Source organism: Pseudomonas sp. GW821-FHT01D09, assembly GCF_059422465.1.
Genome location: NZ_JBWKWY010000016.1, coordinates 65193 through 79612, shown reverse-complemented (window position 1 = coordinate 79612; position 14420 = coordinate 65193). Strand labels below are relative to the sequence as shown.

Genomic DNA, 14420 nt, shown 5'->3' with positions numbered 1-14420 from the left:
CCCTCCCCGTTTGTTCGTGGGGGGTTTGGGGGGGCCGTTGGCCCTTGACTGTTGGTTAAACATGGAGAGATCGGGATGGTTTTCTCGTCCAATGTGTTCCTGTTTCTGTTCTTGCCGATCTTTCTCGGCTTGTACTATTTGAGCGGGCAACGCTATCGCAATCTGCTGCTGCTGATTGCCAGCTATGTGTTCTACGCCTGGTGGCGGGTGGACTTCCTGGCGCTGTTCGCCGCCGTGACCCTGTGGAACTACTGGATCGGCCTCAAGGTCGGTGCCGCAGGCGTGCGCACCAAGCCGGCCCAGCGCTGGCTGCTGCTCGGCGTGGCGGTCGACCTGTGCATCCTCGGCTACTTCAAGTACGCCAACTTCGGCGTCGACAGCATCAACCTGATGATGAAATCGGCGGGCCTGGAGCCATTTATCCTGACCCACGTACTGTTGCCGATCGGGATCTCGTTCTACATCTTCGAGTCCATCAGCTACATCATCGATGTGTACCGCGGCGACACCCCGGCCACCCGCAACCTCATCGATTTTGCGGCGTTCGTGGCGATCTTCCCGCACCTGATTGCCGGCCCCGTGCTGCGCTTTCGCGACCTGGCCGACCAGTTCAACAACCGCACCCACACCCTGGATAAATTCTCCGAGGGCTGCACGCGGTTCATGCAGGGCTTTATCAAGAAGGTGTTTATCGCCGACACCCTGGCGGTGGTGGCCGATCATTGCTTTGCCCTGCAAAACCCCAGCACCGGTGATGCCTGGCTCGGCGCGCTGGCGTATACCGCACAGCTGTATTTCGACTTCTCCGGCTACAGCGACATGGCCATCGGCCTGGGCTTGATGATGGGTTTCCGCTTTATGGAAAACTTCAAGCAACCCTATATCAGCCAATCGATCACCGAGTTCTGGCGGCGCTGGCATATCAGCCTGTCCACCTGGCTGCGCGACTACCTGTACATCACCCTGGGCGGCAACCGCAAAGGCACGCTGACCACCTACCGCAACCTGTTCCTGACCATGCTGCTCGGTGGCCTGTGGCACGGTGCGAACATCACCTACATCCTCTGGGGCGCCTGGCATGGCATGTGGCTGGCGATTGAAAAAGCCATCGGCCTCAATACCTCGCCACGCAGCTTCAACCCGGTGCGCTGGGCCTTCACCTTCCTGCTGGTGGTGATGGGCTGGGTGATCTTCCGCGCCGAAAACCTGCACGTCGCCGGGCGCATGTACGGCGCGATGTTCAGCTTTGGCGAGTGGTCGCTGTCGGAACTCAACCGCGCCAACCTCACCGGCCTGCAAGTGGCAACCATGGTGGTGGCCTACGCCACGCTGGCGTTCTTCGGCCTGCGCGACTTCTACAGCAATCGCCCGGCCGACAAGGCCAAGCCGGCTGACCCGAGCCTGATCAAGGCCGTGCCTGGGGATAACCCCGGCAGTATCCAGGAGCCTGGTTTCAGCGTCGGCAGCAACGCCGCCGTGCAACCGGCCTACTGGACCGCCGACTGGCCACGCTACGCCATGCGCGCCCTGATCCTGCTGCTGTTCGTGGCGTCGATCCTGAAACTCTCGGCGCAAAGCTTCTCGCCGTTCCTTTACTTCCAGTTCTGAGGGAGCCGACCATGACCCGTTCATTCCGCATCCTCTACGCCGCGCTGTTCATGGCCCTGCTTGTGGTCCTGGGCGCGTGGTCGCTACGCAGTTTCTTCGGTTTCAGCACCCACGCCGACGCCACCGTGCTCAACGGGCGCTGGGCCAAGGCGGTCGAGACCCATTATGACGATGAGTTCCCGATCAAGCGCCTGGGCACCAACCTCTGGGCCGCCCTGGACTACAAGCTGTTCAACGAAGGCCGTCCCGGCGTGGTGCTGGGCCGCGACCACTGGTTGTACAGCGACGAGGAGTTCAACCCCGCCGTCAACCAGGAGCAGAACCTGCAAGACAACTACGCCCTGGTCGAAGGCGTGCGCCAGGCTCTCAAGGCCAAGGGCGTGCAGTTGGTGATGGCGATTGTCCCGGCCAAGGTGCGTCTGTACCCCGAGCACTTGGGCGACGTGCAGCCGGCGAGCATTCATGCCGGGCTCTACCAGGACTTTCATGCCCGGGTGGCCGCCGACCAGATCATCGCCCCTGACCTGCTGGGCCCGTTGCAACAGGCCAAGCTGCATGGCCAGCAGGTGTTCCTGCGCACCGACACCCACTGGACCCCGGAGGGCGCCGAAGTCGCCGCCAAACAACTGGCCCGTGTGATCAACGCCAAGACCCTGCTCAGTGGCGAGCCCCAGCATTTTGTCACCGACGCCGAGGGCATCGTCCCCCACAGCGGCGACCTGCGCCTGTTCCTGCCCCTGGACCCACTGTTTGAAAACCTGATGCCGCCCAAGGAGCCCCTGCAAAAACGCGTGACCCACGCCGTGCAAGCCCAGGCCGCAGGCGACGATGCGCTGTTTGCCGACAGCGAGATGCCGGTGGCCCTGGTGGGCACCAGCTACAGCGCCAACCCCAACTGGAACTTCGTCGGCGCCCTGAAGCAAGCCCTGGGCAGCGACGTGGTGAACTACTCCGAAGACGGCCACGGCCCGATCCTGCCGATGCTCAGCTACCTGAAAAGCGCTGACTTCAAGAACAGCCCGCCGCAAGTGCTGATCTGGGAGTTTCCGGAACGCTATCTGCCTGTGAACAACGAAATCGGCGAGGCCGACCCCAAGTGGGTCGCGCAACTCAAACAAGCCGGTACGCGCCAACAAAACATGGCCAGTAACCACCAAACATCCGAGACGCCCGACCGGGCGCAAAACTGAAAGAGAGGTAACTCATATGACTTTCACTACAACTGCGCGTCGTCTCGCCAAGCCCCTGGCCCTGGCCATCGGCATGAGCGTCGTATCAATGTCCGCCTCCGCCGGCGACGCCGCCCTCTACGGCCCTGTCGCGCCGAAAGGCTCCAGCTTCGTGCGCCTGTTCAACGCCAGCAACCAGGAAGTCAGCGCCAGCGTCGGCAACACCGCGCTGAGCGACGTCGCGCCGCTGGCCAGCAGTGACTTCAGCTTCCTGCCGGGCGGCGACTACAGCGCCAAGGTCGGCAGCCAGAACGTCACGGTCAAGCTGGCCGCCGATCACTACTACACCCTGGTCAACAGCGGCACTGGCCAGCCGCAGTTGATCGAAGAACCGCCGTTCAAGAACAAGCAAAAATCCCTGGTGCGCGTGCAGAACCTCAGCGACAAGGCCCTGACCCTGAAGACCGCCGACGGCAAGACCGACGTGGTCAAGGCCGTGGCCGCCAAGGGCCGTGGCGAGCGCGAGATCAACCCGGTGAAGGTCAGCCTGGCGCTGTACGACGGCGACAAGAAGGTCGGCGACGTGAAGCCGGTGGCGCTGGAGCGTGGTGAGGCGGCGGTGCTGTATGTCATGGGCTCCGGTTCGAGCCTGTCGCCGGTGTGGGTCAAGCGCCCGGTGTCGACCCGCTAACTAGATGTTGAATTGACGCATACCCCCTGTGGGAGCGGGCTTGCTCGCGATGCAGGCGACTCGGTGTCTCAGTTGCACCGAGGTGATGCCTTCGCGAGCAAGCCCGCTCCCACAGGCTCTGACCCAAATCGATTCAAGGAGAAACACCCATGATCCCAGTAATCCTTTCCGGTGGTAGCGGCTCACGTCTTTGGCCGCTTTCGCGTAAACAGTTCCCTAAGCAGTTCCTGGCTCTGACCGGCGAGCACACGCTGTTCCAGCAGACCCTGGAACGCCTGGTGTTTGAAGGCATGGACAGCCCGATCGTGGTCTGCAACAAGGACCATCGCTTTATCGTCAATGAGCAGTTGAGCGCCCGTAAGCTGGAAAGCCAGCGCATCCTGATGGAGCCGTTCGGGCGCAACACCGCGCCGGCCGTGGCCCTGACCGCGATGATGCTGGTCAACGAAGGCCGTGACGAGCTGATGCTGGTGCTGCCGGCCGACCATGTACTGGACGATCAGAAAGCCCTGCAACGCGCCCTGGCCCTGGCCACCGTGGCCGCCGAGCGTGGTGAGATGGTGCTGTTCGGCGTGCCGGCCACCCGCCCGGAAACCGGTTACGGCTACATCAAGTCCACCAACGATTCACTGCTGCCCGAAGGCGTCAGCCGGGTGCAGCAGTTCGTGGAAAAACCCGATGAAAAACGCGCCGTCGAGTTCGTCAAGAGCGGCGGTTACTTCTGGAACAGCGGCATGTTCCTGTTCCGCGCCAGCCGCTTCCTCGAAGAGCTGAAAAAGCACGACCCAGACATCTACGACACCTGCGTGCTGACCCTGGAGCGCAGCGAGCAGACCGCCGATACCGTGACCTTCGACGAAGCCACCTTCGCTTGCTGCCCGGACAATTCCATCGACTACGCGGTCATGGAAAAAACCCAGCGCGCCTGCGTGGTGCCGCTGAGCGCCGGCTGGAGCGACGTGGGTTGCTGGGCCTCGCTGTGGGCGGTCAACGACAAGGACGCCAACGGCAACGTGACCAAGGGCGACGTGGTGATCCAGGACAGCAAGAACTGCATGATCCACGGCAACGGCAAGCTGGTATCGGTGATCGGCCTGGAAAACATCGTGGTGGTGGAAACCAAGGACGCGATGATGATTGCCCACAAGGACAAGGTCCAGGGCGTCAAGCAGATGGTCAACACCCTCAACGAACAGGGGCGCAGCGAGACCCAGAACCACTGCGAGGTCTACCGCCCGTGGGGCTCCTACGACTCGGTGGACATGGGCGGGCGTTTCCAGGTCAAGCACATCTCGGTCAAGCCGGGCGCGTGCCTGTCACTGCAGATGCACCACCACCGCGCCGAACACTGGATCGTGGTCAGCGGCACCGCCGAAGTGACCTGCGACGAGAACGTGTTCCTGCTCTGCGAGAACCAGTCCACCTACATCCCGATTGCCTCGGTGCACCGCCTGCGCAACCCGGGCAAGATCCCGTTGGAAATCATCGAAGTGCAATCGGGCAGCTACCTGGGCGAGGACGATATCGAGCGCTTTGAAGATATCTACGGGCGCTCGACCCCGGTTGAGCGTGGTGTATCGGTGAAAACCATCGCGCAGTAACACCGCAGAACAAAAAGCCCTCGCCCAGCCCATTGCGTCCCCTATCCGCAGTGGGTTGGGTGGGGGCTTTTTCTATGGGTGCCACGGCACGCAACGGCAGCGATCACCCACATAGCGTTGCCCCTTTACTCGAAATAGTTCTTGAAGGTGTTCGGCCCCAAATACAAAAAATTCGATGGCGTCAGCTTGATTGCCTTGGCCATCTTGAGCTCACGGAACTGACTGCCCTGCGTGACCGCGCCTATCTCCACGGGCGCCTGGTCAGAGCTGAAGATCACCATATAGTCGCCACTGCCCACATAGCGTTCATTCCCTAAAAACAACAGGGTCTCAACGTTTTCACTGTTGAATTGCTGGCCTGGAGGGTTAACGTACACGCCGCCCTTTGAACCCGCGCGCCTTTCACCACGCGCCAAATCATTAATGCTGCGCTCGCGGGCAATCGCTTCGGCGCCTTCCTTGCTGGTGTAGTGAATGTAAACCGGCTTGCCGTTGTAAGTGCCCGAATCCACTATCGATTGCCAATCCTGATGATTGGCCAAGGGTTGATTCGCTGTTGAGCTTGATGCCAGCGCGCCTTGCCCGGCTGGGCGTTCTTGGCCCGCGCTCATGTTCTTACCGGTTTTTTTGTTGCCCCCCACTGTCCTGCTCGGGATCCATTCGTTATTGGCATCCGCCTCGACGGTCAAGACGGTTTTACGGGTCTGGGGATCTATAATCTCGACATAGTTGTCACTGAGTTTGAAATCGCTTCTGACCTCATACGTCTTGGCAACACCTGACTGATCGGTATACCGGATAAACCAACGATCGGTTCCCGTCTCGTCCTTGTATTGATAAATCCCTTTGGTATTGACCGTACTCTTGGCCAGCAATGACTCGCCATCCTCAACGGCGTAGGCGCTGATATTGCCCGCTTGTGACGGTTGCAGACGATTGGACGCCTCGGAACCAATGTCGCCAGGGCCAGATGCGGGTTCGGGTGCAGATTCGAGGGGTGGGTCAATACCTAATGGCTCTTCTTTGGGCAGGGCAAAGGGATCTTCGGCTGTTGAGCCGACACCGATAGAAGAGAACAAGGTATTGAGCAGCCCGTCGAATGTCTTCGATGCCCCGTCATGACGTTCGGCCTGGGTGTCGCCCGACGCCTCTTTTTCGCTGCCCAGCACGACTTCCGTGAGGCCTGTGAGGACAGCGGCAGCGGCGACCGGCGCCCCCAGCGGCGCCAGCTTAAGCAGCAATTGGGCACCGACCGAGATATCGTTGAGCCAGGTGTCACGCGTGACCTCGCTGTTGGATTTGATCGCGGTGTCTGCATCGTCTTTCATGCGCTGCTGGCCTAGATCCGCCATGTGACTGAACACATCACCCTTGATCGCGAAGTTGCCGCGATCAATGACGTTGCCCTCCTGATTGCTGACGCTTCCCGTACCGAGATACTCCAACGTTGCATCAAGGCCTTTTTTAGGACGGATATCAGGGGCCAGGGATATCAGCGGCACGATTGCCGTAAATAAGGCACCGCCAAACCCCCCGGTCTCTCTGTTCTGCCGATCCGCCAGCGAGAAGTGCGACTCCAGGGCTGTGAGCGACTGCGGTGTCTTGGCTTGATCGCTGACCCATTGATCCATTTTTTCCAGCGAGGCGAATTTGAGGAAGGCCGGCTGGGCGTCAGGTATATAGAGAATCTGCACGCCATCCGGGCGACCGTTGACATATTTTGCGGGCCCCTCGCTGGGCAGGGTAAAACGCACAATGTCACTGGACTGGAACCCATTGATATCGAATGCATGGGCCTGGACATCACCGGTTACCGGGGATTTCGCCTGCAATTTGTCGACCGTCAGGGGCTGCTCTTCAGTGATTTCCTCACCGGTAACCGCCTTCATCAGCCGTCTGTAGTCGCTTCTGGTGAACTCATGCTCGGGTGGCTGCAACGCTCGTTCGGCAGGTAACTTGGCTTCCTGGGACTTGAGTTGCGCGCTTGCCTTATAGAGGAATATGCCTTTCTGGACGGTGCGGTAATCCTCGGCGTGGCCTTTCCAGAAATTGTCGATTTTGCCCGACATGGTCGTCTGGAAATCGGACTCCCAGAGGGCCTTCATAAAGCTCGACGGCGCCAGGGGGATTTGGTTATGGGCGCCGTAGCCGCCTTTTGTACTTTGCCCGGGGCCGTCTTTATACAAACCCGCTTGCGAGTCCAGGCTGCCGGGAACTCCGTCGGACTCGGAAAAGTTCTTCAATACCGCATCGGTCAAACTGATTGAAGAAGAGGGTTCCTCATTCATGTGTTCCCAACCGGTAACGGTTGCCGCAGATTGCGAGCCGTTGAAACGATTCAAATAAGTCTTATCGGCGTCCACATGGGTTCCGGTCAACTGGAACACAATCTCTTCCGCCCGCTTTTTGGCTTCTTTGCGCACATCGGGAAATGCCGCAGCCGTCCCCAACGCCACCGTTTTGAATTTGGCTTTCTCGGCATTGGCCTTGGCAACTCGCTCGGTAATGACGGCGTAAGCATTCGAGGGGCTGGTAGGCGCCAGGGACGAGAGGGTCTGCCTGAGTTGGATAAGCTCCTCGCGGTTTTGCGGAAGGCTCCAACCATTGGCCGTGATGTATTGCGCAAGGCTGACTTGCAGTATCGGGCCCGAGTGTTGCGCATCGGGCGCCAGTTGTACCTTGGCGGCCTGCAGGGCCGGGAGGATATGCTCATTGGAGACACGCCCCGTGGTAATGCCTTCCTCCAGCCCTGCCAGTGTCAGGGTCAGCGTATTACGGTGGTCCAGGTCACTGCTGCCTGCACGGGGGGTTGATTGCCCAGTGGAGGTAGACGTTACTGGGCGGCTCTCGTCGGCAGGAGCGAAGGTCTGATAAGCAGGAAGAGAAAAGTTTTGTATGGATAAGCTCATGAGGTTTGCTCTCGGTATGTATAAAAAAACCGCAGAACAACGGAGGTCAGTCTGTGGCTGTATATACATCTGTGAGGCGAACAACAGCATTGATTCCCGCACCAAGGTAACGTGGAATGTCCATTTGCGGGCAATCGCAACCCGATAGGCAACTGCATGCCGTCAACGGTACGATGGCTCATCTCTCCACGAGGCTGCCCCCATGTTTTTCGGCGTTTTGCTGATCGTCACCTGGCTGATCCTGTTGCTGCGCTACCCGGCCAGGGCGTTGCCAGTCTCCCTCGCCGCCGCAGTGGGCCTGGGCTGCGTGGCGCTGTGGGTGGTCTGGCTGGACAACCGCGAAGCCGCGCAACTGGCGCGCCTGGAACTGCGCATCACCTACACCCCCGAACAGTGCCCCGCCGACCGCCCCCTGCAGCTCACGCTCAACAACGGCAATGACGTGCCCCTGACCGAACTGCGCTGGCGCGTCGCCGCCTACGCGCCGGGTGACACGGTGAACCTGGCCGATAACGTCTACGCCGCCCCACGCTATCGCGGCCCCGGCGAGTTGCAGGCCGGCGCCACCTGGGAAGACTGCCTGCCAGTGCCGCCATTGCGCCCTGGCTACCGCCCGCAAACCCTGGAGTTTCGCGCCGAGCACCTGCAAGGCAGCTTCTGCGACTAACAACCACAAAGGATTGATCCATGCCCAACGTACTTATCACCGGTTGCTCCAGCGGCATCGGCCGCGCCCTGGCCGATGCCTTCAAGGCCGCAGGCTACGACGTCTGGACCAGCGCCCGCCGCCCTGAAGATGTCGCGGCACTCCAGGCTGCCGGCTTCCAGGCCGTGCAACTGGATGTCAATGACGGGCCGGCCCTGGCACAACTGGCCGGGCACGTGGGGGAGCTGGATGTGCTGATCAACAACGCCGGCTACGGCGCCATGGGCCCACTGCTCGATGGCGGCACCGAGGCCCTGCAGCGCCAGTTCGAGACCAACGTGTTCGCCATTGTCGGCGTGACCCAGGCCCTGTTCCCCGCCCTGCGCGCGCGCAAGGGGCTGGTGGTGAATATCGGCAGCGTGTCCGGGGTGCTGGTCACGCCGTTTGCCGGTGCCTACTGCGCCTCCAAGGCCGCCGTGCATGCCTTGAGCGACGCATTGCGCATGGAGCTGGCGCCGTTTGGCGTGCGGGTGATGGAAGTGCAGCCGGGGGCTATCGATACAAGTTTTGCAAAAAACGCCGGCGCCCAAGCCGAGCTGTTGATCAACGAGAAGTCGCCATGGTGGCCATTGCGTGATGGCATTCGTGCGCGCTCCCAGGCCTCCCAGGACAAACCAACCCCGGCCAGCCTGTTTGCAGCGGATGTGCTCAAGGCAGTGCAACAGAGCCAACCACCGCGCCTGCTGCGTTCGGGCAATGGCAGCCGGGCGTTGCCGTTGATGGCCGCACTGCTGCCCAAGGGGGTGTTGGAGACGGTGTTGAAGAAGCGGTTTGGGCTGGGTGGGGCACTTTGATCACGGTGGCGAAGCTTGCCCCCTTTCCACAGGGTTTGCGCTATTTCATAAAATCAATAAACGCCCGCACCTTGAGCGGCAAATGCCGCGTGTCCGGGTACAGCGCATACACCCCTTGGGAGGCGAAGCGATGATCCGGCAACAGGCGCACCAATCGCCCCGCGTCCAGGTCCTCCTGCACCAACCACTGCGGCAGAATCGCCACGCCATGGCCGCGCACGGCAAATGCTTGAAGCACGGCGGCACTGTCAACCACCAGCGCACTGGGAGCCGAGCGATATTGATGCTCACAACCTGCCGGATCGGTCACGCTCAGTTCGGTCAAGCGGCCATGCCCCAGCCTGGGCAGTTGCTCAAGTTCATCCAGCGTATGAGCAGTACCCGTGCCGGGCGCCGCAACGGCAAATACCTGATAGGTGGATAACTGCACCGCCCGATGATTGGAGTCCAGCAGGCGCCCCAGCCGAATCGCCACGTCGAAGCGTTCGCAGATCAGGTCGGCATGGGTGGAGGATGTGGATAAGTGAATCTTGAGGTCCGGGTGCAGGCGGCGAAAGCCTTCCACTGCCGGGGCGACCACCGCCAGCGCATATTCGACGGTGGTGGTGATGCGCAGTGTGCCCTTGAGCTGGGCATGTTCAGAACGGGCCTCTTCCACCGCCAGCCGCGCCTCTTCGAGCATGCGTGTGCAGCGCAGGTAGAAACGCTCGCCGGCCTCGGTGAGCGCCAGTTGGCGGGTCGTGCGGGTCAGCAGGGTAACGCCCAGTTCGGCTTCCAGGCGCTTGAGATTGAAACTGACCACCGCACGGGTCTGGCCCAGCAGATCGGCAGCCGCGGTCAGCGAGCCGGCCTCGACCACGGCCTTGAAAGTGTCGAATCGGTCCAGGCTGACCATGGCGCAGGGCCCCGTTTGTCAAAATAATTTTGACAAACTAACAGGTAAAGCCGTGTATCCCAAGCCCTGCAACCGGCCTACCCTGCCCGCCTCAACTGCCGGATCGCCCTATGACCTATCCCTCGAAAGTCGCCTGGATCTTTTTACTGGGCTTGGCCCTGGACCTGGTGAACATGTTTGTCGCCACCGTTGCCTACCCGGATATCGCCCGGGAGCTGCACGCCTCTGTCACGCAATTGGCCTGGGTCAGCAATGCGTACCTGCTCGGCCTCACCGTGATTATCCCGCTGAGCGTATGGCTCGCCGCAGCAGTGGGCGAACGGCGGTTGATCGCCGCGAGCCTGGGGCTGTTTGGCATGGCGTCGGTGCTGGTGGGCCAGGCCGAGTCGATCCAGGCGCTGATCGGCTGGCGGCTGTTGCAAGGCTTGGGCGGCGGGTTGCTGATACCGGTGGGCCAGGCCCTGGCGTATCGACACATTGCCCCCGGGCAGCGCCACCAACTGACAGCCCGAGTGATGTCGGTGGCGCTGCTGGTCCCGGCGCTCTCCCCGGCGCTGGGCGGCTTGCTCGTCGACAGCGTGTCGTGGCGCTGGATCTTCTATGCCAACCTGCCATTGGTCCTCCTGACCCTGCTGCTGGCCTTGCTGTGGATAACACCCGATGTGCCCGCCACCGTGCGGCCGGCCCTGGCACTGGGGAGCCTGTTCAAACAACTCGGTAGCCCGATGCTGCGGGTAGCGATGTTGGTGTATCTATTCATCCCCGGTGTGTTTATCGGCACCAGCCTGGTCGCCATCCTCTACCTGCGAGGCCTTGGATACGACGCGACACGCACCGGGGCCTTGATGCTGCCGTGGGCACTGGCCTCAGCCCTGGCGATCTACCTGGGCAAGCAACTGTTCAGCCGTTGTGGGCCCAAGCCATTGCTGCTGGCCGGCATGGCCTTGCAAGGTGGCGGCATCCTGCTGCTCACGGCTGCCCAGCCCGCCCTGATTATCTGCGCCTATGCCCTGATGGGCCTGGGTGGCAGCCTGTGCAGCAGCACCGCGCAGACCCTGGCGTTCCTGGATATCCCCACCGAACGCATGGGCCACGCCAGCGCGTTGTGGAATATCAATCGACAATTGAGTTTTTGCCTCGGTGCGGCGGCACTCAGCGCCGTGCTCTCGGCCTCGGATTCCTTCACCATGACCTTCACGATCGCGGCAGCCCTGACACTGCTGCCGCTCTTGGCAGTGCTACGCCTGGATGCCTCCAGGGTACGGGCACTGCTTCACCCAGCCAGCGAGCCTGCGCAATGATTGACTACAGCGATTTTTTTGCAGAAGTGATCCAGACCCACATCGAGATCGAGCAATGGTTTGCAGGCACAGCCCCTGAAGGCACGTTGCACACTCTACTGGCGCGCTTCTCCCCCGAGTTCAGCATGATCGCCCCCACTACCGGCGCACGGGTCAATACCGCCGGGGTCCATGCCCTGTTCACTCGCCTGGGCGGCATGCGGCCCGGGTTGAAAATCACCTTGAGTGAACTGGCAGGCATCGACCGCCATGCGCACGGTGCCACGCTGACTTATCGTGAGCATCAGGTTGATCACAGCGGCACCCAGACAGACCGCCGGGCCACCGTGGTGTTCGAGCAACAGGCCAGTGGCTCGCTGCTGTGGCGGCATCTGCATGAGACCTATATCCAGGGCCAATAACCCTCCCTTGTAGAGGCCGGCTCCTACGGCAATCCGCGAACTAGCTGACATCATTCGCCGGGCTCAGTCTTCAGGCTCTTTCCCCTCTGCCCAGGGGAAGGTGAATGGATGCTCACGGATGTTCTCAACAGCGGCGTGCCCGGCGCCCACACCGCAACCCGCCAAAGACTGACCAGCCTGCTGGACTTGCCAAAACTCTATCGAACCATTGACGCCAACCCCGCTATCGTCGGGGCTGGGGTGGTGCATATCGGCAGTGATTATCAGGTGACGGTACTGCGCGAGTTTGTGCCGTTGTGCAGTATCACGCCCAAGCGGGTGATTTTGCGGGAAGTAACCGGACCAATAATGACTGCCGATGAATATGCGCACTTGGCTGTGAACTCGTCTCGTGAATCACAGCTGTGGCAGGAGGCATCGGGGATGGCATTTTCCTGTGTAGGCGCTGTGATTGGAGTCGTTGTTGCAAAATTAGGTATTGCAGCAGCGCCCTTCAGTGCAGGAGCAAGCCTTGCACTAACCTCCATCGCGTATACAGGTACTGCTGCCAGCGGCGCACAGTGCTTGAATGGTGTATGGCGGACCCGCAACGAGTTGGATAACCCAGCCAAAAATGATCAATACGACAAGCTAAGTTGGTACCAGACAATGACCGTTGCCTTGGACGGTATTTCATTAGTAGGCGCAGGCACCACTATGTTTGCTAGCGTCAAAACAGTGATGACAATCAAGGGGGCAACCGGCCGCAACATGACGGATATTCTGCGGCGTATGAGCCGTCAAGAACGAGCAAAATTGACCGATGAAGTCCTACGACTGAAGAACCCTCGCCACCCCCGCGAGATAATCCGTCTGAAGCAGTTAGCCGGGCAATTACCCAAACGCTACAGCAACCCCCAGTTGCGTCTGGACATACTCACCCAAATTACCGATCAGGTTGGAGCAGCCTTGGCAGTAACAGGTAGTGCGACATCTGGAAACATCAATCATATAGTCATAGGGCTATATGAGGAGCTCGACAACAATGACTTATAGCGTCGACCCGTTACGTGAACATCTGATCTGGCGCCGTTACGCCTATCGCTTTCTACCATCATTTGGCGGTGCCATGCTGCTTAGTCTATTCAGCATTGGAAGTAACACAGCGACAAGTCTTTCTTATTTCGCAAAAATTTCACACCTCCCGGATGAAATTGCTTTCGCGGCCGGAATAACCTTGTACTTATTTTTTCACGTTGGGCAAGTAATGTTATCCGAGGGGATTCGTTACGCCCCTCGAATACTAATACCCACGGCGGTTGTAAATATATTGCTCGCCGCAGGTTATTTGAGCAGCCATCCAGCTACGCTATTTAATTTAATGACTCTGTTCACCTCTCTGCTTTATCTCCTGGTGCTCAACTCGAAAAACCACCGCCGCTACACCAGCATGCTAAGGGTCAAACGTCGGCGTAAAACCACAGCAAAAATGCCAACCGCTCTTTAGTCTTGCGCCGGGTTGACGATCACGGTGCACGTAATCCCCGCCGCCAACAACACCCCCGGCGGCACTTCATCAATATGAATGCGCACCGGCACCCGCTGGGCCAGGCGTACCCAGTTGAACGTCGGGTTCACGTCGGCGATCAGTTCGCGGCTCTCGGGGTTGTCGCGGTCGTAGATGCCGCGGGAGATGCTTTCCACATGGCCCTTGAGGGTCTCGCCGCTCATCAGTTGCATGTCGGCTTTATCACCGACTTTCACATGGGGCAGTTTGGTTTCTTCAAAGAAGCCGTAGACCCAGAACGAGTGCCTATCGACTACCGCCATCTTCGCCTCGCCAATGCGCGCATAGTCACCGCGATGCACGTTGAGGTTGGTGACATAGCCGTCGACGGCGGACACGACTTGCGTGCGTTTCAAGTTCAGCTCGGCCGCCTCCAGTTGCGCCAGGGCATGTTGGTAGTCGGCCAGGGCCGAGTCGGCGATGTTGCTGGCGTCGTCGCGGTTCTCTTTGGAGATCACCAGGGCATCGAGGTCGGCGCGGCGGTGGGCGTTGACCTTGCGCATCTCCCAGGTGGCCTTGCGTGAGGCGACCACAGACTGCGCCTGCTTGACCGCAATGCGGTAGTGCTCGGGGTCGATCTGCATCAGCAGGTCGCCCTTTTTCACCAACTGGTTGTCACGCACCGGCACGTCCACCACTTCACCGGTGACGTCAGCGGCCACGTTGATGATGTCGGCGCGCACCCGGCCATCGCGGGTCCATGGGGTCTGCATGTAATGGACCCACAAGGTGCGGCCAATCCAGATCGCCAGGGCCAGAACCAGCAGGGTTGCGAGCAGGCTGAAAAACTTTTTCATCG

At 60.4% G+C, this 14420-nt stretch carries 13 protein-coding genes; 10 read left to right on the top strand and 3 right to left on the bottom strand.

The window, feature by feature from the left end; genetic code table 11:
- The first annotated feature begins 75 nt into the window (after positions 1-75).
- From AC07W7_RS15905 to AC07W7_RS15890, 4 genes are all read left to right on the top strand, one after another.
- Positions 76-1608 (top strand): MBOAT family O-acyltransferase, encoded by a 1533-nt coding sequence (locus tag AC07W7_RS15905; protein ID WP_076965131.1) that lies wholly within the window; start codon positions 76-78, stop codon positions 1606-1608.
- An 11-nt stretch (positions 1609-1619) separates the two neighbouring features.
- Positions 1620-2798: an alginate O-acetyltransferase gene (locus AC07W7_RS15900; protein WP_495039664.1), complete on the top strand. Its 1179-nt coding sequence runs from the start codon at positions 1620-1622 to the stop codon at positions 2796-2798.
- 16 nt (positions 2799-2814) lie between these two features.
- Positions 2815-3468: an alginate O-acetyltransferase AlgF gene (locus AC07W7_RS15895; RefSeq protein ID WP_495039663.1), complete on the top strand. Its 654-nt coding sequence runs from the start codon at positions 2815-2817 to the stop codon at positions 3466-3468.
- 149 nt (positions 3469-3617) lie between these two features.
- Positions 3618-5069, top strand: coding sequence for a mannose-1-phosphate guanylyltransferase/mannose-6-phosphate isomerase (locus AC07W7_RS15890; RefSeq protein WP_076965128.1), 1452 nt, complete (start codon positions 3618-3620; stop codon positions 5067-5069).
- Between the two features lie 125 nt (positions 5070-5194).
- Here the strand turns inward: AC07W7_RS15890 and AC07W7_RS15885 are convergent, their stop codons facing one another.
- Complete coding sequence (locus AC07W7_RS15885) at positions 5195-7978, bottom strand: dermonecrotic toxin domain-containing protein (protein WP_495039662.1); 2784 nt, start codon at positions 7976-7978, stop codon at positions 5195-5197.
- A 202-nt stretch (positions 7979-8180) separates the two neighbouring features.
- Here AC07W7_RS15885 and AC07W7_RS15880 point away from each other — a divergent pair, with 202 nt between their 5' ends.
- Positions 8181-8645 carry a multidrug transporter gene (locus AC07W7_RS15880; protein WP_495039661.1) on the top strand — a complete coding sequence of 155 codons (465 nt, stop codon included), beginning with the start codon at positions 8181-8183 and terminating at the stop codon, positions 8643-8645.
- A gap of 20 nt (positions 8646-8665) precedes the next feature.
- Positions 8666-9478 carry an SDR family oxidoreductase gene (locus AC07W7_RS15875; protein ID WP_495039660.1) on the top strand — a complete coding sequence of 271 codons (813 nt, stop codon included), beginning with the start codon at positions 8666-8668 and terminating at the stop codon, positions 9476-9478.
- 40 nt (positions 9479-9518) lie between these two features.
- Here AC07W7_RS15875 and AC07W7_RS15870 read toward each other — a convergent pair whose 3' ends face one another.
- Entirely contained in the window at positions 9519-10373 is an 855-nt protein-coding gene (locus AC07W7_RS15870) for a LysR family transcriptional regulator (RefSeq protein ID WP_495039659.1), read from the bottom strand.
- A 110-nt stretch (positions 10374-10483) separates the two neighbouring features.
- On the opposite strand from AC07W7_RS15870, the gene AC07W7_RS15865 reads away from it, so the two are divergent.
- The 4 genes from AC07W7_RS15865 (at position 10484) to AC07W7_RS15850 (ending at position 13561) form a co-directional block, all read left to right on the top strand.
- Positions 10484-11674 (top strand): MFS transporter, encoded by a 1191-nt coding sequence (locus tag AC07W7_RS15865; protein ID WP_495039658.1) that lies wholly within the window; start codon positions 10484-10486, stop codon positions 11672-11674.
- Positions 11671-12075, top strand: a complete 405-nt coding sequence (locus tag AC07W7_RS15860; RefSeq protein ID WP_495039657.1) for a DUF4440 domain-containing protein — start codon at positions 11671-11673, stop codon at positions 12073-12075. Before AC07W7_RS15865 ends, AC07W7_RS15860 begins: the two co-directional genes overlap by 4 nt.
- Positions 12076-12183: 108 nt before the next feature.
- The gene (gene ssp4, locus AC07W7_RS15855; protein WP_495039656.1) at positions 12184-13110 is read left to right on the top strand and encodes an Ssp4 family T6SS effector; all 927 of its coding nucleotides are present in this window, start codon (positions 12184-12186) and stop codon (positions 13108-13110) included.
- On the top strand, positions 13100-13561 hold the full coding sequence (locus AC07W7_RS15850) for a hypothetical protein (protein ID WP_495039655.1): 462 nt from the start codon (positions 13100-13102) through the stop codon (positions 13559-13561). The genes ssp4 and AC07W7_RS15850 overlap by 11 nt, the downstream gene beginning before the upstream one ends.
- Here the strand turns inward: AC07W7_RS15850 and AC07W7_RS15845 are convergent.
- Entirely contained in the window at positions 13558-14418 is an 861-nt protein-coding gene (locus AC07W7_RS15845) for an efflux RND transporter periplasmic adaptor subunit (protein ID WP_169900054.1), read from the bottom strand. The genes AC07W7_RS15850 and AC07W7_RS15845 overlap by 4 nt on opposite strands.
- Positions 14419-14420: the final 2 nt, after the last annotated feature.